At 74.0% G+C, this 19,136-nt stretch carries 17 protein-coding genes; 10 read left to right on the plus strand and 7 right to left on the minus strand.

Annotated features, from left to right (window positions below; all coding sequences use genetic code 11):
• Nucleotides 1-39: 39 nt before the first annotated feature.
• Nucleotides 40-765: an MOSC domain-containing protein gene (locus IF651_RS12735; protein ID WP_191829504.1), complete on the minus strand. Its 726-nt coding sequence runs from the start codon at nucleotides 763-765 to the stop codon at nucleotides 40-42.
• A gap of 169 nt (nucleotides 766-934) precedes the next feature.
• Here IF651_RS12735 and IF651_RS12740 point away from each other — a divergent pair, with 169 nt between their 5' ends.
• From IF651_RS12740 to IF651_RS12765, 6 genes are all read left to right on the plus strand, one after another.
• Nucleotides 935-1,564 carry a class I SAM-dependent methyltransferase gene (locus IF651_RS12740; protein ID WP_191829505.1) on the plus strand — a complete coding sequence of 210 codons (630 nt, stop codon included), beginning with the start codon at nucleotides 935-937 and terminating at the stop codon, nucleotides 1,562-1,564.
• A 46-nt stretch (nucleotides 1,565-1,610) separates the two neighbouring features.
• Nucleotides 1,611-3,470: an AMP-binding protein gene (locus tag IF651_RS12745; RefSeq protein WP_191829506.1), complete on the plus strand. Its 1,860-nt coding sequence runs from the start codon at nucleotides 1,611-1,613 to the stop codon at nucleotides 3,468-3,470.
• Nucleotides 3,471-3,474: 4 nt separating this feature from the next.
• Nucleotides 3,475-3,762: a hypothetical protein gene (locus IF651_RS12750; protein WP_191829507.1), complete on the plus strand. Its 288-nt coding sequence runs from the start codon at nucleotides 3,475-3,477 to the stop codon at nucleotides 3,760-3,762.
• A 38-nt stretch (nucleotides 3,763-3,800) separates the two neighbouring features.
• Complete coding sequence (locus IF651_RS12755; RefSeq protein WP_338403941.1) at nucleotides 3,801-5,093, plus strand: NAD(P)/FAD-dependent oxidoreductase; 1,293 nt, start codon at nucleotides 3,801-3,803, stop codon at nucleotides 5,091-5,093.
• Between the two features lie 156 nt (nucleotides 5,094-5,249).
• Complete coding sequence (locus IF651_RS12760) at nucleotides 5,250-5,705, plus strand: hypothetical protein (protein WP_191829508.1); 456 nt, start codon at nucleotides 5,250-5,252, stop codon at nucleotides 5,703-5,705.
• A gap of 87 nt (nucleotides 5,706-5,792) precedes the next feature.
• On the plus strand, nucleotides 5,793-6,455 hold the full coding sequence (locus IF651_RS12765; protein WP_191829509.1) for an SDR family oxidoreductase: 663 nt from the start codon (nucleotides 5,793-5,795) through the stop codon (nucleotides 6,453-6,455).
• 170 nt (nucleotides 6,456-6,625) lie between these two features.
• On the opposite strand, the gene IF651_RS12770 is transcribed toward IF651_RS12765, so the two are convergent.
• Nucleotides 6,626-8,413, minus strand: a complete 1,788-nt coding sequence (locus tag IF651_RS12770) for a M28 family peptidase (RefSeq protein WP_338403942.1) — start codon at nucleotides 8,411-8,413, stop codon at nucleotides 6,626-6,628.
• Between the two features lie 235 nt (nucleotides 8,414-8,648).
• Here IF651_RS12770 and IF651_RS12775 point away from each other — a divergent pair, with 235 nt between their 5' ends.
• Genes IF651_RS12775 through IF651_RS12790 form a run of 4 tightly spaced genes read left to right on the plus strand, consistent with a single transcriptional unit; the run spans nucleotide 8,649 to nucleotide 12,758 of the window.
• Nucleotides 8,649-10,043, plus strand: coding sequence for an exonuclease domain-containing protein (locus IF651_RS12775; protein ID WP_191829511.1), 1,395 nt, complete (start codon nucleotides 8,649-8,651; stop codon nucleotides 10,041-10,043).
• Nucleotides 10,040-10,999 carry a hypothetical protein gene (locus IF651_RS12780; protein WP_338403943.1) on the plus strand — a complete coding sequence of 320 codons (960 nt, stop codon included), beginning with the start codon at nucleotides 10,040-10,042 and terminating at the stop codon, nucleotides 10,997-10,999. Before IF651_RS12775 ends, IF651_RS12780 begins: the two co-directional genes overlap by 4 nt.
• Before the next feature lie 58 nt (nucleotides 11,000-11,057).
• Nucleotides 11,058-11,633 (plus strand): hypothetical protein, encoded by a 576-nt coding sequence (locus tag IF651_RS12785; protein WP_191829512.1) that lies wholly within the window; start codon nucleotides 11,058-11,060, stop codon nucleotides 11,631-11,633.
• Between the two features lie 3 nt (nucleotides 11,634-11,636).
• A complete protein-coding gene (locus IF651_RS12790; RefSeq protein ID WP_191829513.1) occupies nucleotides 11,637-12,758 on the plus strand; it encodes an OmpA family protein in 1,122 nt (373 codons plus the stop codon).
• On the opposite strand, the gene IF651_RS12795 is transcribed toward IF651_RS12790, so the two are convergent.
• From IF651_RS12795 to IF651_RS12815, 5 genes are all read right to left on the minus strand, one after another.
• Nucleotides 12,653-13,810, minus strand: coding sequence for a putative zinc-binding metallopeptidase (locus IF651_RS12795; RefSeq protein WP_191829514.1), 1,158 nt, complete (start codon nucleotides 13,808-13,810; stop codon nucleotides 12,653-12,655). The genes IF651_RS12790 and IF651_RS12795 overlap by 106 nt on opposite strands.
• Nucleotides 13,811-13,814: 4 nt before the next feature.
• Complete coding sequence (locus tag IF651_RS12800) at nucleotides 13,815-14,324, minus strand: heme-degrading domain-containing protein (protein ID WP_191829515.1); 510 nt, start codon at nucleotides 14,322-14,324, stop codon at nucleotides 13,815-13,817.
• Nucleotides 14,325-14,361: 37 nt separating this feature from the next.
• Entirely contained in the window at nucleotides 14,362-14,787 is a 426-nt protein-coding gene (locus IF651_RS12805; protein WP_191829516.1) for a ChaB family protein, read from the minus strand.
• A gap of 182 nt (nucleotides 14,788-14,969) precedes the next feature.
• Nucleotides 14,970-17,123: a purple acid phosphatase family protein gene (locus tag IF651_RS12810; protein ID WP_191829517.1), complete on the minus strand. Its 2,154-nt coding sequence runs from the start codon at nucleotides 17,121-17,123 to the stop codon at nucleotides 14,970-14,972.
• A gap of 287 nt (nucleotides 17,124-17,410) precedes the next feature.
• A complete protein-coding gene (locus IF651_RS12815) occupies nucleotides 17,411-19,126 on the minus strand; it encodes a collagen-binding domain-containing protein (RefSeq protein WP_191829518.1) in 1,716 nt (571 codons plus the stop codon).
• Nucleotides 19,127-19,136: the final 10 nt, after the last annotated feature.

Genomic DNA, 19,136 nt, shown 5'->3' on the forward strand with positions numbered 1-19,136 from the left:
CGCTCAGCCCGCTCGGTCCGCTCGACCCGCTCGGCCCGCTCAGTCTTCCAGGCGCTGACCCGCGGCGATCTCGGCGCGCTCCCGCAGCTCGTCGCTGAGCGTCGTCCCGCCGTCGAGGTGGGCCGCGAGGAGACGCCGGGCGAGGTCGGCCGCGCGGTCGGGGGCTTCGCCGCGACCGTTCCACGCCGCGAACCAGTCCGCGATCGTCACGCCGTGCTCGGGGCGGTAGCAGACCGTGACGGCGTCGCCGGCACGGACCTCGCCGCGCCGGACGACGCGCAGGTAGGTCCCGGTCCGGTTCGCGGCCGTGAACCGCACGACCCAGCGCTCCTCCTCGACCCGGCGCCCGAACGTCGCGCACGGGGTGCGCGGCTGCGTCACCTCGAGCAGCGCGGACCCCACGCTCCAGCGCTCGCCGACGACGGCACCGCTGACCGGCACGCCCCGCACTCGCAGGTTCTCGCCGAACAGCCCCGGGGGCACGTCGTGCCCGAGCTCGCCGGCCCACCACTCGGCGTCGTCCTCGCCGTAGGCGTACACCGCCTGGTCCTCGCCGCCGTGGTGCGCCCGGTCGGCCTGGACGTCCGCGTACAGGCCGAGGCGCCGCACCTTCACGGGCCCGTCGACCGGTCGCTTGTCGATGGCCGTGACCCCGACCGCGCCCGCGTCGGGCAGCAGCGCGTGCACCCGGCACACCGCCACGAGCTCGCCGGTCGGGGCGGACGACGCCAGCTCGGTCACGGGTACGGGTGCGGCGCTGCTCATCCCCCGAGTCTGGCAGCCCACCCCCAGAAGGTCACCCCTCACCCCACCCACTCGTCGCGCCACCCCCACCCCCACCCCGGCGCTCCGCGCCGCCGTCGAGCACGACCTGAGGGTCGCCACGCGTCCGGTGACGACCCTCAGGTCGTGCTCGACGACGTAGCGTCGGGGGATGAGCACCGTACGTCCCTCCCGGTGGGAGCAGAAGGTCGCCGCCGATCCCTCGCACTCGACCTGGTACCGCGACCGCATGCGCGGGCTCGCCGCCGACGGGGCCGACCTCGCGGGAGAGGCACGTCTGGTCGACGCGATGCTCCCCCGCGGCTCGCGGGTGCTCGACGCCGGGTGCGGCCCGGGGCGTGTCGGTGCGGAGCTCGCGGCGCGCGGGCACGTCGTGGTCGGGGTCGACGTGGATCCCGTCCTGGTCGACGCCGCGCGGCAGGACCACCCCGGGGCGGACTGGCGCGTGGGCGACCTGGCCGAGCTCGACCTCGTCGCCGACGGGGTCGCGGAGCCGTTCGACGCGATCGTGTGCGCGGGGAACGTCATGACCTTCCTGGCCGCCGGCACGGAGGTCGAGGTGCTGCGACGCCTGCGCGCGCACCTCACCGCCGGCGGTCGCGCCGTCGTCGGGTTCGGGGCCGGCCGCGGCTACGCGTTCGACGCGTTCTTCGCCGACGTCGGGACCGCGGGGCTGCGGGTCGACGTCGCGCTCGCGACGTGGGACCTGCGCCCGTTCGACGACGGCGCCGACTTCCTCGTCGCGGTGCTGTCCCGGGCCGCCGGGACGTCGACTGCGTGACCTGGCACGACACACAACCTACGCAACCGTAGGTTACGGTTGCGGGGTGAACGCGCTCGCGAGCAGGCCCTGGACCGAGCGGTACGCCCCCGGCGTCCCGACGACCGTCGAGATTCCCGACGAGCCCGTGACCGCGGCCCTGTTCCGCGCCGCGAGCCGCTGGCCCGCCCGCGCCGCCGTCGACTTCTTCGGCGCGGCCACGACGTACGCCGAGCTGGCCGCAGAAGTCGAACGTGCGGCCGGGGCGCTGCACGACCTCGGGGTACGCCACGGCGACCGGGTCGCCCTCGTCCTGCCGAACTGCACGTCCCACGTGGTCGCGTTCTACGCCGCGCAGCGCCTGGGCGCGGTCGTCGTCGAGCACAACCCCACCTACACCGCCGACGAGCTCGCGCACCAGCTCGCCGACTCCGGCGCGAGCGTCGCGGTCGTGTGGACCAAGGCCGTGCCGGCGGTCCTCGAGGCGCGCGGGCCCGCGCTGCGCGCCGTCGTCGCGCTCGACGTCGCACGCGACCTGCCGCGCTCGTCCCGGCTCGCGCTGCGGCTGCCCGTCGCGCGCGCCCGCGCCCAGCGCGACGCGCTGCGCGGACCGGTCCCGCCCGGCGTGCCCGACTGGCACGCGCTCGTGCGCCGCGCGCGGCGCCTGCCGGCGTCGCTGCCCCACCCGGGGCCCGACGACGTCGCGCTCGTCCAGTACACGGGCGGCACGACCGGCACGCCCAAGGGCGCGACGCTCACGCACCGCAACCTCGTCGCGAACGTCGTGCAGGGACAGGCGTGGGCCGGTTTCACCGAGGGCGCCGAGACCGTCTACGGGGTGCTGCCGTTCTTCCACGCGTTCGGGCTGATGTTCTGCCTGACCCTGCCGGCGCACATCGGGGCGACGCTCGTCACGTTCCCGAGGTTCGACCCGCAGGCGTTCGTCGCCGCGCAGGCACGCCGGCCCGCGACGTTCCTGCCGGGCGTCGCGCCCATGTTCGACCGCATCCTCGACGCCGCGGGCTCCGGCACCGACGATGGCACCGCCGACGGTGCCGACCGACCGGACGGCGCCGACGGCGTCGACGGGGGCCACGCCCGGCGACGGGCCGACCTCAGCTCGGTCCGGCTCGCGTTCGCCGGAGCGATGCCGATCACCGCCGAGACCGCGAGCCGTTGGGAGGCCGCCACCGGCGGGCTGCTCATCGAGGGCTACGGGATGACGGAGACGTCGCCCATCGCGCTCGGCAACCCCTGCTCCGACGACCGCCGCCCCGGGACCCTCGGGCTCCCGTTCCCGAGCACGGAGATCCGTGTCGTCGACACCGACGCCCTCGACGCCGACGACCTCCGCGACACCGAACCCGCCGGGCCGGACGCGTCGGCGGACGGTTTCCCGGTGGTCCGCGGCGAGCTCCTCGTGCGTGGTCCGCAGGTGTTCCGCGGGTACTGGAACCGGCCCGAGGAGACCGCGGGCCAGCTGCTCGACGACGGCTGGCTCCGCACGGGCGACGTCGTGCAGGTCGCGCTCGACGGACCGGACGCCGGGGTCGTGACGCTCGTCGACCGCATCAAGGAGATGATCGTCGTCGGCGGCTTCAAGGTGTACCCGTCGCAGGTCGAGGACCAGCTCCGGGCGATGCCGGGAGTACGGGACGTGGCGGTCGTCGGGCTCCCCGGCACGGGCTCGGACGAGCAGGTCGCGGCCGTCGTCGTGCTCGACGACACCGACGGCGCACCCGCACCGCCGCGCGTCGACCTCGCCGCCGTGCGCGAGTGGGGCGAGCGCCGGCTCGCACGCTACGCGCTGCCGCACGCGCTCGCCGTCGTGCCCGAGCTCCCGCGCTCGCAGATCGGCAAGGTGCTGCGCCGCGTGGTGCGCCAGGACCTGCTGGAGAACGACGACGTGGAACGTCGCGAGCGCTGAGCCCGTGCCGTCCTACCGTGTGACGCTGACCGTCGGTCTGCTGCATCTCGGCGTCGAGCCGGAGTCCGTGCTGCCCGCTGCCGCGGACGCGGCCCGCGCCGTCGCGACCGTGGAGGCGTACGACGTCGGCGTCGTGCGCGGCGAGGCCCGCGTGACCGTGCGGTTCGTCGCGGACGGTGACGAGGCCGCCCACGGCGTCGCCGACGCGGTCGAGACCGGGGTGCGGCACCTGGCCGCGACGTCCGGCGGGCGCCTGACGCGGCGCTGGGGCGGGCGCTGGTACCCCGCCTGACCGCGCGCAGGCGCCGACCACCCCCGTAACCTGGCGGTGTGCCCCGCACCGACACCACCGACCTGCCCCACGTCGTCGTCGTGGGCGGCGGCTTCGCCGGCCTCGCGACCGTCAAGGAGCTCGCCAAGGCGCCCGTGCGGATCACGCTCGTGGACCGCCGCGTCTACAACACGTTCCAGCCGTTGCTCTACCAGGTGGCCACCGGGGGCCTGAACCCCGGCGACGTCACCTACTTCCTGCGCGGTATCCGGCTCCGGCAGAAGAACGTGCGGGTCGTGCACGAGCACCTGGTCGGGATCGACCACGACAACCGGCGGATCCGCCTGCTCAACGACGAGCTGGTCGACTACGACTACCTGGTCCTCGCCAACGGCGTGACGGTGAACTTCTTCGGCACCCCGGGTGCCAAGGAGAACTCGTTCCCCATGTACTCGCGGTCGCAGGCGATGAAGATCCGCGACACGCTGTTCGTCCGGCTCGAGAAGGCGGCGGCCACGCCGGGGACCGACGAGGGGCTGCGGGTCGTCGTCGTGGGCGGTGGCGCGACCGGGGTCGAGGTCGCCGGCGCCCTCGCGGAGCTGCGCACCGCGGGACTGCGGCCCGCCTACCCCGAGATCCACGGCGACGCGTTCGAGGTCAAGCTCGTCCAGCGCGGCGGGGAGGTGCTCAAGGCGTTCCACCCGTCGCTGCGTCAGTACGCCGCGGACGAGCTCCAGCGCCGCGGCGTCGGTCTCCACCTGGGGGCGGGCGTCGCCGAGGTCCTGCCCGACGCCGTCGTCCTCACCGACGGCACCCGCATCCGCTCCGACCTGACCGTCTGGTCCACGGGCGTGAGCCCGCACGAGGAGGTCGACGACTGGGGGCTGCCGCGCGGCGAGGGTGGTCGCGTCGTCGTCGGGGCCGACCTGCAGGTCGAGGGCCTGCCCGGCGAGTTCGCGGTCGGCGACATCGCGGTCTCCCCCGCCGACCTCCCTCAGCTCGCGCAGCCCGCGATCCAGGGCGGCAAGCAGGTCGCGCACAACATCCTCGCGCTCGTCGAGGGACGCCCGACGACGGCCCTGCACTACTTCGACAAGGGAACCATGGCGGTGATCGGGCGCCGGGCAGCCATCGCGGAGGTCGTCGGCCGGGTGCGGCTCACCCGCGGGGTGGCGTGGCTCGCGTGGCTGTTCGTCCACATCATGGGCCTCATCGGCCCGCGCAACCGGCTCACGACGCTCGCCGGACTCGTCACGCGCTACGGCTTCCCCTTCCACCGCCGGCCCATCCCCATCGTCGGCGACGTGCCGACCATGCGCCCCCCGAAGCGGAAGACCACCACCGGCCCCTGACCTCGGACGATCGTCTCCCGGTGTACGGGGTGCGCTCCATCGCCTACCCTCAGGGGGACAGACCTGCCGCGAGGCAGGTGCAGGGGGGCGACAGCTGGGGGGCGCGTCGTGGTACGTGCAAGTGCTTTTCGTGGTGCGCGACGTGGCGTGCTGCCGATGACGACGGTGGCGATGGTGGTGCTGCTGTCGGCGTGCAGACCGGGCGTCCCGGACGCGGCTCCGCCGCCGCCACCGACCACCGCACCGTCCGACCCGAGCACCCCGGCCGAGCCGGACGCTCCCCCCGGGGCAGGGGACCCGACGACGGACGTGCCGGACCCGGGTGATGGCGACGACCCGGGTGATGGCGACGGAGTCCGCGTGCAGGTGGAGATCGAGCCCGCGTTCCTGGCACCCGCGCTGGCCGACACCGACCTCGCGCACGCACGCGCAGAGCTGGTCGGGCTGGGGGCTGGGGACGTCGCGGTCGTGGACGCGCGCCACGGGCGCGGCGTGACCGGACCGGACCGCGGCTGGGTGGTCTGCGGACAGGAGCCCGCGGCCGGGGAGCTGGTGCGGAGCTCCGTCACGGTCACTCTCGTCGCCGCGCGGAGCTCGCGCGGCTGCCGCTGAGCCCGTCGTCGCCACCCACGACTGGCGTACCGGGTGCGGGTACGCGACGGTGAGGTCGTACCCCTGCCGCACGCGAAGGAGAGCACGATGAAGATCGCCCTGGTCGGAGCCCACGGCAAGGTCGGGCGCGTGCTGATACCGATCCTGGCCGAGCACGGCGACACCGTCCTCGGGATCGTGCGCAAGGAGGGGCAGCCGACGCTCGTCGAGGAGCTGGGCGCGCAGCCGCTGCTGCTCGACGTCGGGGCCGCCTCGACCGACGAGATCGCCGAGGCGGTCCGGGGCTCGGACGCCGTCGTGTGGTCCGCCGGTGCCGGCGGTGGGAGCCCCGAGCGCACGTACGCGGTCGACCGCGACGCGGCGATCCGGACGATCGACGCCGCAGCCGCGGCCGGCGTGCCGCGGTTCGTCATGGTGTCGTGGATCGGTTCCGTCGCCGAGCACGGCGTCGACCCCGAGTCCGCGTTCTACCCGTACGCCGAGGCCAAGCTCGCGGCCGACGACCACCTGCGCGCGAGCGATCTCGAGTGGACCGTCCTCGGGCCGGGCACGCTGAGCGACGACCCACCGACGGGCGCGATCCACGTCCTGGCCGAGGACGAGGAGATCGAGGGCGGCCCCGGGCTCGAGGTGTCCCGCGCGGACGTCGCGATGGTCGTGGCGCAGGCGCTGCACAGCGACAGCGCCGTGGGCCGGTTCGTGCGGTTCACGTCCGGCGACACCCCGATCCTCGAGGCGTTCGGCCACTAGCTCGCAGGTCGGGACCGTCGCCCGCGTCGTCGCCCGTCGTCGTCAGGAACGGCTCTCGACCCATGCCCACCCGGCCGTGCCGAGCACGCCCGAGCTCGCTGTCGAGCACGACCTGGGGGTCGTCATCCGGCGGATGACGACCCCCAGGTCGTGCTCGGCGGGCTGCGGGGTCAGGTGCAGCTGATCGCGTCGAACGGGACCGTGTACTGCTGGTACACCGAGTCGCCGTTTCGCCACTGGTACGCGGCGACGGTGGCGATCCCGGCCTCGACGGACGAGGCACGGGTGCTGAACGACTGGTAGACGTTCTTGCCCGGTGCGAGCGACGAGACCTTCTTGTCCCCGTACGGCGTCGCGCCCTGCGCGGCCGGCCGCGCCGTGATCCGGAGGTCGGCCGGGGCGGCCTCGCCGTTGGTCGCACGGATCGCGACGTAGGCCGTGCCGTCGAGGCAGCGCGCCTGCGCCTCGATGCCGTCGACGCGCGGGTTGCCCACGCCGTTGATCGCAAAGGTGTCCTCGGACAGCGACGCGACGGCGTGCCCGATCGCGCGCGACATGATGTCGAGTGCCGCGGGGTCGACGTTGTCGATCGTGTCGAGCGGCGAGTGGTAGTTCGGGTCGTGGGTGATCCCCTCGGTACCGCCGAACAGCGCGACCTCCTCCGCGGTCTTCACGTCGTCCGCACCGGTGAACAGACCGGACGCCGGGATGCCGTTGACGATGAACGCCTGGTAGTCGGAGCGGCCCGAGAACTCGGTGTCCACCCAGGGCTGGTCGATCCCGTCGAAGTAGTCGGTGAAGACCTCCTCCGTCTCGGGCGACCCGGCCGGGACGTCGACCGGCGCGGGGTACGTCGACTCGTCCGCGTCGTACACGCCGATGATGTAGTTCGGCGAGCCGACCATGTCGAAGTTCAGGTAGGTCGCGATGTCGTCGAGCGCCCCGGGGTCGTTCGCCGCGAGGTCGTCGACGTAGTGCGTCGACCCGACGAGGCCGACCTCCTCGGCGCCCCACCACGCGAAGCGGACCGCGTTCTCGACGTCCTGCCCGCCGTCCGTCGCCTCGGCGAGCTGGACCGCGACCTCGAGGATCGCCATCGACCCGGACCCGTTGTCGTTGATCCCCGGCCCGTCCTCGACGCCGTCGAGGTGCGCGCCGACCATGACGACGTTGTCGTCCCGGCCACCGGGCGTCTGGGCGATGACGTTGAACGTCTCGAACTCCTCGACGTGCGTGACGACCTCGACGGTCGCCTCCGGAGCGGCGCCGTCGGCCAGCGCCGCGAGGATCGCCTGCCCGTCGGCCTGCGTGATGCCGACCGTCGGCACCCACGCGTCGTCGTCGGCACCGAGCGTCGGGCTCAGGGCCCCGTCCGTGTTGTTGTAGAGGATGACGGCGACGGCGCCGGCCTGTGATGCGAACAGCACCTTGTCCGAGAACGGGCACGTCCCGCGACTGACGAGCGCGACGCCACCCGTGGCCTCGACACCGTCCCAGGTCTCGGCCGTGCAGCCCTGCACGAGGTCGTCGGACGGTTGCACGAGCGGTCCGGTCACGCCCCCCTCCGGCGTGTCCGGGGCGAAGGCCGCCGGGTAGATCGACTCGGTGACCTCGACGCCCGCCGCCGTCGCGGACAGCGCGTCGATCACGGGCTCCTCGAACGTGAAGTACTGACGCTCGGGCGCGTAGCCGGCGTCGGTCAGCGCCTGCTCGACGTACGCGGCGCTCGCCTCGTAGCCCGGCGTCTCGAGCGCGCGGGTGCCGCCGTTGGCGTCCGCGATCGCCTGCAGGTCCTCGAGCCGGTCCATGACGGCGGGCCCCGTGACGAGGTCGGAGAGCGGCGGCGGGTCGACGGCGGCCCGGACCCCGCCGGGTGCGGCACCGGCCGGCGCAACGGTCAGCGCGGCGAGCACCAGGCTCGCGGCGGCGACGGACGGGACGATCGTTCGCGATCTCACGTGTCTCACGCATCCTCCTCGGCAGTGGCCCCCGCCGGCCGTCCCCGGGGTGCCGGGATCAGCCGAGTCGCACAGGACGCGACGTCGCGAAGACCCGTGTGCTCGTGAGCGTAGGTCCGCTCCGGGTCCGGCGAAAGCCCAGGGCGGGTGAGTTCACGCGACGGTAACGAACGACGGCCGCCGCCGGCCCGCGGTGGTGCTCTCGGAACCGGGCGGAGTCGGGCAGACTGGGCGCGTGCCCGGATTCGCCGTCGTCGACCTCGAGACCACCGGGTTCTCCCCGCGGCTCGGCGACCGGGTCGCGGAGGTCGCGGTCGTGCTGCTCGACGACGCGGGCCGGGTCGAGGACGAGTGGTGCAGCCTCGTCAACCCTTGCCGCGACCTCGGGCCTCAGCACGTCCACGGGATCACGGCCGCCGACGTCGCCCTCGCTCCGACGTTCGACCGCGTCGCACCCGCGCTGCTGCGCCTGCTCGACGGTCGTGTCCTCGTCGCGCACAACGCGTCGTTCGACACGCGGTTCCTGCGGGCCGAGCTGGGCCGCGCCGGGATCGCGGCGGCGATCGACCCGCTCGCGTGCGTGTGCACGCAGCAGCTCGCGGGCCGCTACCTCACCGGCTCGCGCGGCCTGGCGGCGTGCTGCGCCGCGGTCGGGATCGTGCACGACGACGTCCACTCCGCCCTCGGGGACGCGCGGGCGACCGCGGGCCTGCTCGCGCACTACCTCGACGTCGCCGCCGACGACGAGTGCTGGGCCGTCGCGCGCGCCGCGGCGGCCGGGGTGCGCTGGACCCTGCCGCCGGAGTGCGGCGACCCCGCCGGTCTCGGAGCACCCTCGGGTCCGGTGCTGCGCGGGGCGAGCCGGCGGCACGCGCACTGGCTCTCCGGGCTCGACGTCGCCGGTACCCCTCGTGACACCACCGGCACCACCTCGCGGGAGGAGTACCGCCGCCTGCTCGACCTGGCCCTGCTCGACCGCTACGTCTCGCACAGCGAGCGCGCTGCCCTCCTCGCCACCGCCCGCGACGCCGGACTGACCCGCGGGGACGTCGAGTCCCTGCACCGCGACCATCTCGCGGACCTCGCCCGGCAGGTCCTCGACGAGACGGTGCTGCTCGGCGAGGTCGCCGGCGGCGACGCCTCCACCCGCGGCCCGGGGGACCACGCGGACGACCGCTCCCTGCTCGGCGCGCTGTCGGTCGACGCCGACCTGCACGAGGTCGCGGGCCAGCTCGGTCTCGACGCGGACGACGTCGCGGGCGCCGCCCAGGCCGCGCTGGGAGCGCGGCTCGTGGACGAGGCGGGCACCGGCGTCGGGCAGCGGGAGGCCTTCACGCTGGGACCGCGCGACGAGATCGTGCTGACCGGGTCGATGCGGCGCACCCGCGAGGCGTGGGAGGACGACGTCCGGCGGGCCGGACTCGAACCGTGGCGGTACGTGAGGCGGCGCACGCGGCTCGTCGTCGCCGCCGACCCGGACTCGTTGTCGACCAAGGCGCGCACCGCCCGGCGCTACGGGATCCCGGTCGTCACCGAGGACGCGTTCGCCCGCATGCTCCGACGGCCCCCGGCCGCCCGCCCGGTGGACCCTGCCGGCCCCGCCGGTACCGTGGGACGCTGGGCGTCGTGAGTCCCGACGCGCCCGGCACCGGTGACGTGCCCGACCTCGCCGACGAGCTCGCCACCGAGCTCGACCGGCTGTACGCGCTGCCGCTCGAGCAGTTCGTCGTCGCGCGCACGGCCGCGGCCCGGCGCGTCAAGGCGTCGGGCGACGCGGTGGGCGCGGCCCGCGTCGCACGGCTGACCAAGCCGACGGTCGCCGCCTGGGTGGTCAACCAGGTCGCCCGGTCCCACCCCGACCAGGTCGCGGCGCTCGTCACGCTCGGCGACGAGCTGCGGACCGCGACCACCGACCGCGACCGAGGTCGCATCACCGCGCTCGACCGGCTCCGGCGCGAGCGCACGGACGCACTCGTGGGCGAGGTCCGGTCCGCCGGCGAGGTCGCGGGCCGTGCGGTGTCGGCGGGCACGGTCGACCGGCTCGCCGAGACCCTGACCGCCGCCGTCATGGATCCCGACGCCGGAGCGCTCGTCCGGTCCGGCCGGCTCGGGCAGGCGCTGCAGCACGTCGGGTTCGGGATCGTCGACGAGGGTGGCGAGCCTGCCGACGTCGTGACGCTGCGCGACGAGGTCGCCGCGCGTCGCTCCCGGACCCGGGGCACCACCTCGACCGGCGACGCGGGCGCCGACGCGGACGCGGACCCCGTCGCGGAGGCCGAGCGCGAGGTGGCCGAGACAGCGGCCGAGGTGGACCGGCTCGAGGCCGCCCGCGACGAGGCCGACGCCCGGGTGCGCGAGGCCGGGGACGTCGTCGGGCAGGTCGAGGACGAGCTGGGCACGATCGAGGACGAGCTCGCCCGCCTCGCCGACGAGCGGGACGCCGCGCGGGCCCGGCTCGCCGACGCGAACGACGCCCGCGCGCGTGCGCAGGACGCCCTCGCGACGCTCGACGACGAGCTCGACACGGCGACCGACCGCGCCGCCGCGGCCCGCAAGGCCCGACGCGCCGCGCGCCCGCCCCGCTGAGACCGGACGCCAGGACACGGCTGCGCGCGCGCCCGACCCTGCCCTAGGCTGACGGACCATGACGAGCATCCGGGCCGCCCGCTCGCCCCTCGCCCCCCGAGCGGGCCGTACCCGCGCGCGCACGGTGGGCGCCGTCGCGGCCGTCCTGCTGCTCGCCGCCGCGTGCACCGGCGGCGACGAGGACGAGATCGAGCCCGTCACCGTCGGGGCCGACGAGTACCAGCCGGTCGTCGAGATGACCGTGCCCGTCCCGAGGTCGCCGGAGGACGAGGTCACGGTCGGCGTCGTGGCGCTCACGGCGGACGGGCCGACGACGCAGCTCCAGGTCGTCCTGACCCCGCACTTCACGTCGGTCGAGCCCGGCGACCTGGTCTCGATCTACGACATGTTCGGCAACGACGTACTCCCGACGATCGTCGACGTGGACGCCGTGACGAGCTACGAGGTCGTCTCCGACACGGGCACCGACCTCGAGACCGACGTCAACCGGGCCTCCGCCCGCAACGACGAGGCGGTCCTCTACCAGGCGTGGTTCCCGCGCCCCCAGGGCGACCCGGCGGCCGTCGACCTGTGGCTGCACCCGTCGTGGCCCGCGATCGAGGACTTTCCCGTCACGTACGAGCCCGAGGACTGAGCCGTGCGCGCGCCACGACACCTCGGCGCCGGGGCCGCGCTCGCCGCGCTGCTCGCGGGTGGCGGCCTCGTGCCCGCCGACGCCACCGACGACCCGTCCGGTCCCGTCCCCGGGTTCGACGCGCTCACGCTCGACGACCTCGGTGGTGCGCCGAGCGCCGAGGCGCTGGAGTCCGCGACCTCGACGTACGAGACCGACAACGCCCGGACGTACGCGCTCGAGGGCAGCGTCGAGAGCGTCCAGACGATCGAGGAGGAGGGCGAGGAGGTCGTCGTGACGCTCTCGTCCGACGTCCTGTTCGACGTGGGCTCGGCCGACCTCTCCGACGCCGCGGCCGAGCGGATCGGCGGGCTCGTGGACCGGGTGCCGCAGGACGGCCCGCTCACCGTCGAGGGCTACACGGACTCGGTCGGCTCCGACGAGGACAACCTCGACCTGTCCCGGCGCCGGGCGCAGTCGGTGGCGGACGCCGTCGCCGCAGCCCGTCCCGACCTCGACCTGACGGTCGAGGGCTACGGGGAGACGCGGCTCGCCGTGCCCGAGTCCGGCGACGACGTCGCCGAGGACCGCGCGCAGAACCGTCGCGTCGAGCTCCGGTACACCGGCCCGGTGCCGGGCCGGTCAGAGACGCGCGTCGAGACCGAGGACATCACGCCGGCCCAGGGTGAGTACGTGCCGGCCGACGCGCCGTCGGTCCACCCGGTCGGCGAGGCCGAGACGGTCGACGAGATGGTCGTGCCGGTCCCCGGGTCCGACGGAGCGCAGGTGCGGGTCGCGGTCGAGCCGCTCGTCGTGCGCGGGTCCCTCACGAGGCTCCGGCTCACCCTCACGCCGCTCGACGCGGTGGACGACGACGAGACGGACGACGTGTCCGTGTGGGACATGACGGGATCCGGCGAGCTGCACCCCACGCTCGTCGACACGCGCACGCTCGCGCAGTACCAACCGGTGCGCTCCTCCGGCGTCGAGCTCGAGAGCGACCCGGTCCGGGCGACGACGTCCGTCGACGGGACCGTGCGCTACGAGGTCGCGTTCGCCCGCCCGGTCGATGACCTGTCGTCGCTCGACGTCGCCGTGGTGGCGTCGTGGCCGACGTTCGAGGACGTTCCCGTGGAGTGGGACTGACCCGACACCACCTCGTGGACGAACGCGAGCTTGGCCCGCACCGGCTCGGTGAGCACGAACGGGTACAGGTCGTTCTTGCCCATCGAGCGGTTGATCTGGTTGAACGCGATCGCGAGCGGGTGCCACAGCGTGAGGATCTCCTCCATCGTGGCCTCGCGGTAGCCGGTCACGGAGAACGCGGGGTGCGTCGCGAGCGATCCCCGCAGCTCCGGCGCCAGCTTGTCGCCGATGAGCCCGCCCAGGTTCATCCCGAACGAGGCCGCGGTCTGCAGGGTGTCCGTGATGTGCAGGTAGTGGGCCCAGGACTCGGCGAAGTCCTCGTACGGGTGCATCGTCGCGTACTCGGAGATGAACTCGGCGCGCCACCCGTCGGGTGCGCCGTGCGCGTAGTGCCGGTCGATCGCCTGCTGGTAGTCGGCGGTGTCGTCGCCGAACAGCTCCCGGCACCGAGCCAGCAGGGCAGGTGACGACGACACGAGCTCCTGCCAGTAGTAGTGCCCGGTCTCGTGGCGGAAGTGGCCGAGCATGGTCCGGTACGGCTCGCCCAGCTCGACGCGCAACGACTCGCGGTACGCGTCGCCGGTCTCGGACAGGTCGATCGTCACGACGCCGTCCGCGTGCCCGATCGTCACGGGGTCGCCCGTCGTGGACGACAGCAGGTCGAACGCGAGGCCGCCGTCGCGCTCGGCGTAGCTGGTGATCGGCAGGTCGTTCTCCAGGACCTGGAACAGCAGGCGCCGCTCCGCGACGAGCGCCGCCGCGTACTGGTCGGTCGCGAGGTCGTCGCCGGGGGACGGGTGCCGCCGGACCAGGCGGCACGCGACGCAGAACGCCTCGAGCTCCGGCCCCTCGGGCACGAGCCAGTTGCACCCGAGCGGCTGGTTGGCGCACAGGATCCGGGGCACGCCCTCCCAGCGGGCCCGGCCGTCGTCGTCCAGGGCCCGCATCCGGTCGATGCCGTGGACGTAGCCGAGGGTGGAGCCGCAGGACACGCAGGTCGGGTCCTCGAAACCGACGAGGCTGCCGCAGCGCGAGCAGGAGAAGGCGCGCACGGGATCAGGCGAGGTAGGTGCGGGGCCGGCCGAGGAACGCCCGCAGCGCCTCGACGACGAGCGCGTGGTCGTCCGCCTGCGCCAGCCCGGACACCGTCACGACGCCCACCGGGCCGACGCCCTCCACCCGGACCGGGAACGCCCCGCCGTGCGCGGCGTACTCCTGCAGCGCGAGCTGGTGCTGCTCGCCGAACGTCTGGCCCCGGACCTTCGACCGCAGCCCCACGAGGTACGACGACGCCCCGAACCTCTGCACGACCCGGACCTTGCGCTCGACCCACGAGTCGTTGTCCGGCGTCGAGCCCTCGCGCGCGGCGTGGAACACCTGCTGGTGGCCCTTGCGGACGTCGATCGTCACGGGCAGGTCGCGCTCGGTCGCGAGCTCGACCAGGACGCACCCCAGGCGCCACGCGTCGTCGTGCGTGAACGCGGGGAGCACGAGGTCGCGCTCCTGCGCCTCGAGCGTCGCGACGAGCTCGGTCAGTGCGGTGCGGTCGTCGGCGTTGCTGGTCATGCGCACATCGTGGCACGCCGACGGACCCTCGAGCTGCTCAGTCGCCCCGAGCGTGCCGGGTCTCACGCTCGTTCGCCCGCTGGATCCCGTCGACGAGCTCGTCCTTCGTCATGCTCGAGCGGCCGTCCACGTCGAGCCGCTGCGCGACCTCCAGCAGGTGCTCCTTGGTCGCGTTCGCATCGACGCCGCCCGCGGACTCACCGTCCGGGTCGAGCCCGCCCTCCTCGGCACGCTCGTCCGACGGGCCGGGCTCGTCCTTGGGCTCCCAGTGGTCGCCGACCTTCTCGTGCGTGTGCTTGAGCGCCGCGAACGCGACCCGGCGGGCACGCTGGTCGGAGCCGTACTGGTCCATCGCCGCGTCGAACGCCTGCGCGAACGTGCGCTGCGCCTTCGCGTCCGAGCGCTGCAGGGTGCTCGGGATCTCGGACTGCTTCGCGTCGCCGTCCCGGGTGGCCTTCGGCATGGTCCTCTCCTGCCCGACGACGTCCGCCGTCTCCCCCGACCATCCCGCGCGGAGGACGATCCCGCCAGCGCACGGCGGCTGTGCCCGAGAGATGCAGCAGTGCCCGAGTGATGCGTTCCTGCCTGCATCACTCGGGCACCGCTGCATCGCTCGCCCCCGGAGGTTTCCGGGAGCCGGTCATGTCAGGGACAGGTGAGAGAGGCGTAGCCCGCCTCGGACGGGTGGGATGCGCCGTCGTCGGTCACGGTGGCCGTGGCCGTGCCGGCGTCGACCGACGTGGCGCGGACCGCGAACGACTGGTAGGCCGAGGTGCCCGGACCGACGTCTGCGAACGTGCGCGAGCCGTACGGCGTCGACAGCTCGACGTCCGCCGCGTCCGCACCGACGTTCGTGGCCCGCACCGCGACGTACGCCCTGCCCGCCAGGCAGCGCGCGCTCGCGGTGACGTCGAGCTGCGGTGCCGCGGCGCCGTCGTGCCGGACCGTGACCCGGTCCACGACCCGTTCGGTCGCCGTCGCGTACGTCGTGACGGTGAACGACGTCGGGGTCACGTCGACCTCGGAGTAGCTCGGCTCGCGGGACTGCTCCCAGCGAGCGGTCCAGGGCTTCGCGCCGTCGAAGTCGTAGTACTTGCTGCCCGTCGAGGAGTTGCCCGTCACGTACAGCACCTGCCCGTCCTGCGGGTCGAGGACGTCGCCGATCGCGGGCTCGGTCTCCGGCACGACGGGCGTCGTGCCGTCCATGAGGTGGCTGCGCGTGAAGATGTGGTCATGCCCCGCGAGGACGACGTCCACGCCGAGCTCGCTGAACACCGGCGCGAGACGCTCGCGCAGGCGGACCACGTCCGCGTCGCGCGAGTGGAAGGCTTGGCTGTACAGGGAGTGGTGGAACGACACGACGACCCACTCGTAGTCGTCGCCGCGCTCGTCGATCACCCCGCGCAGGTACGCCTCGCGCTCGTCGATCCCGGCGTCCGAGGACTGGTTCGAGTCGAGCGAGACGAACAGCACGTCGCCGTAGCCGTACCAGTAGTCGCGCATGCCCTCGGTCGCGTTCGGGCGCGCGTAGTGCTGGTCGTAGAGCATGCTGCCCGCGTCGTGGTTGCCGACGTCGGGTGCGAAGCGCAGCGTGCGCATGGACGCCGCGGAGAACAGGCCCGCGTACTGCTCGGTGCTGCCCGAGCTGTCGACCTGGTCGCCCGCCGAGACGAGGAAGGCGGCGTCGGGGTGACGCTCGTCGATCGTGCCCGCGTTGCGGACCCAGCTCGCGGTGTCGTTCGACGTGCTCCCGCTCGCACCGATCTGGATGTCGCCGACGAACAGGAACGAGTACTCGTCGCCGAACGTGCCCGTGTCGAACGTCGCCGGCTCGGACCAGCCGGTGGCCGCGCTCCCGACGCGGTAGACGTAGGACGAGTTCTCCTCGAGACCGCTGATCGCGGCGTGGTGGTAGGTCGCGCCATCGACCGAGGCGTCCGCGGCGGACGGCGCCGACTGCGCGTCGAGCGGGAACGTGCCGCCGACCACGTCCTGCGCAGGTGCCCACTGCACCTCGCCCGAGCCCGGCAGGTTGGCGAACCACGCGACCGTGGCCTGCGTCTCGTCCGCCCCGATGCCGAGCGTGACGTCGCGCACCTCGCCCTGCGTCGGGACGAGCGAGCGGACGTCGAGGTAGATGTCGGAGCTGGTCGGAGCGTCCTGGTAGAGCGCGACCGAGATCGTGTTCTCCCCCGCCTCGAGTGCGCTGGCCGGGACGACGAACGTGCTGGTCACGGGATCGCTGCGGCTCGTCCCGAAGTACTGCAGGTTCTGCGTGATCTCGCGGTCCTCGTCGCCGAGGCGCGCGACCTCCTCGCCGTTGACGTAGACGATCGCGGCGTCGTCGTACACGATCTCGCCCTCGAACGCCGCGGCTGCGTCCAGCTCGGCGGCCGTGACGTCCACGTCGGTGCGGAAGAAGAACGTGGGGACGTCCGTCGTCGTGCTCTCGACGTACTGCGTGAGGAGCGTGGTGATCGGGAACGCGTCGCCGATACCGGTCGCCTGGCCGCGCTTCGCGCCGAACGCGCCGGTGCCCGACTTCCAGGCGGAGTCGTCGAAGCCGGTCGTCGTCCAGACGCGCTGGTCCTCGTCCGACCCGGCGGGGTTCGTGTTGTCCTCGAGATAGCGCCACGTGGTGTCGCCCGAGCTGATGAGGGACTCGTCGGCGGCCGCCGCGACGTCCGACGTGGCCGTCACGACGCCGGTGACGAGCAGCGCGCCGACGAGCGAGAACGCGACCGTCGACGCCACCGTGCGCGTCGACGCGCCCGGTCGGTGGGATGCGTGCAGGTTCATGGGTTCCTTCACAGGTCAGGGGCCCGGGCGACGACCGTCGGACCGCCGTCGCAGCACCGGGACCGGGTTGGGAAGCGCTGTCACGCTACGGAGCCCGGGTGGCGTGCGGACATCGCCCCGGTGAACGGCGCCCGACGATCGGGTGGCAGGTCGTCCTGGTCGTCGGGGTCCCCGGCCACGAGCACGAACCTGCGCACCGCGAACGCCGGACCCCGGGCCGTCAGGGCTTCGATGTTCTGTAGCCCGACGACCCGGGGTCGGTTGCGGTGCGGTGGCAGTCCGGCCGGTCAGACGCTCCGGCGGCGTCGCACCACGAGGAACGTCCCGAGAGAGACCAGTGCCAGCGCCGCCGCGACGAGACCGGCCGTCTGCGCACCGGTCGCCGGGAGGTCCTCGTCCGGCGTCGGGGTCGGCGTGTCGGTCGGCACGTCCGGCGTCGGGGTGGGCGTCGGGGTCGGGGTGGGCGTCGGTGTCGGCGTGGGAGTGGGCGTCGGTGTCGGCGTGGGAGTGGGCGTCGGGGTGGGCGTCGGAGCCGTCTCCGCCGCGTTCGTCAGGACGAGCTCGACGTCGTCCGCCTCGCCCACCTCGACGCTCACCGTGCCGTCCGCGGCAGGTTCGACCGTCTCGCCGTCGACCTGCCACCCGGGGTCTCCCCACTCGACGCCCTCGACGTCGGGAAAGGTCGGCTCGGAGAGCTCCACCTCGGTGCCCGGCGCGAGGTCGTCGATCGTCGCGGGCTCGCCGACGGTGACGGCCAGCGGGTCCTGGTCGACGCCGTCGAGCGCGTAGCCGACCGTGAACTCGGTGTCGTCCGGGACGGCGGAGGCCGCGCCTCCGTCGACGAGCTTGGTGAGCGTGAGGCTGCCGGGCGCGACGTCGGCCGCGCACGGGATCGCGCCGGCGAACAGGTAGGAGTGGACCTCGCCGCCCTCGACCACGAGGTTCTGCGCGACGACCTGGCCGTCGAGCGGCGCGGCGTCGAGCGTGAGGTCGGCGTCCGGGGCGTAGACCGACCCGTCGACCCGCGTCTCGCCGCCGTCGAGGGTCACCGGGCCGTCGACCTGGGACATGTCCCACATGACGTAGCGGGCGGCCTCGCCCTCCGCGCCGAACACCTTGCCCTGGACCGTCGTCGTCCCGGCGGGGACCTGGACGATCAGCGGCGCGTCGACCGAGGGCACGGCACCGTCCGAGAACTGGACGGTGTGGGCCGCCGCGACGTCCTCGTAGTCCACGACGTTGGGCCGCCCCTGGACCAGCGGCGACAGCACGACCCGGTCGCCGTCGTCCTCGGTCACGGTGAGCTCGTTCGCCTCGCCGCTCGGCACCAGGTCGGCGAGGCACTGCTCGACGTCGTCGGGCTCGGTCGCGTCGGCCTCGACGTAGGCCGCGACCGAGTCGAGCCGCGTCGGGACGGTGCTCTCGCCGTCGGGCCAGGGCTGGTTGGTGGCGTCGATCGCGGGCTCGCCGTCGACCTCCGTCCGGTACCGTACCCAGTCGGCGCGCTCGTAGGTGTCGAACTCCGCGTCGCCCGTGACGACCTTCAGGTCGCCCGACAGCTCCTCCACCCGGTCCGCCGGGACGCCGGAATCGGTGATCTCGACGAGCCCGGCGTCCGTCGCGTAGCTGCCGATGAGCAGCCGCGTCGGGTCGCCGTCGACGGTCGGGATCGTGTAGTCCGCCGTGCCCGCGACCTGGTGGGCGATCTGGTACTCGCCGCCGTCCGCCCGGACCGTGAGCTCGTCGCCGACGGCGATGCTGCCCTCGGTCTCGGAGTTGTCCAGCTGCGCGTCCTCGCGCGCGTAGACGGTGAAGCCGCCCGCGAGGTCGAACGGGTCGACCTCGACGGTCGCGGCGCTCGCCCCTGCGACCGGGAGGACGAGCGCGGGGGCCACGAGACCGGCCACCGTCGCCGCGCGGAGTCGCCGGGAACGGCGGTGTCGGGTGAGCCGACGCCTGGTCGAGGAGGGCAGCACGGACGAGAGCGAGGTGGGGCGGGTCATCACTGCCTGA

Origin of the sequence: Cellulosimicrobium arenosum, assembly GCF_014837295.1 — a bacterium.
In the GTDB taxonomy this organism is placed as follows: domain Bacteria; phylum Actinomycetota; class Actinomycetes; order Actinomycetales; family Cellulomonadaceae; genus Cellulosimicrobium; species Cellulosimicrobium arenosum.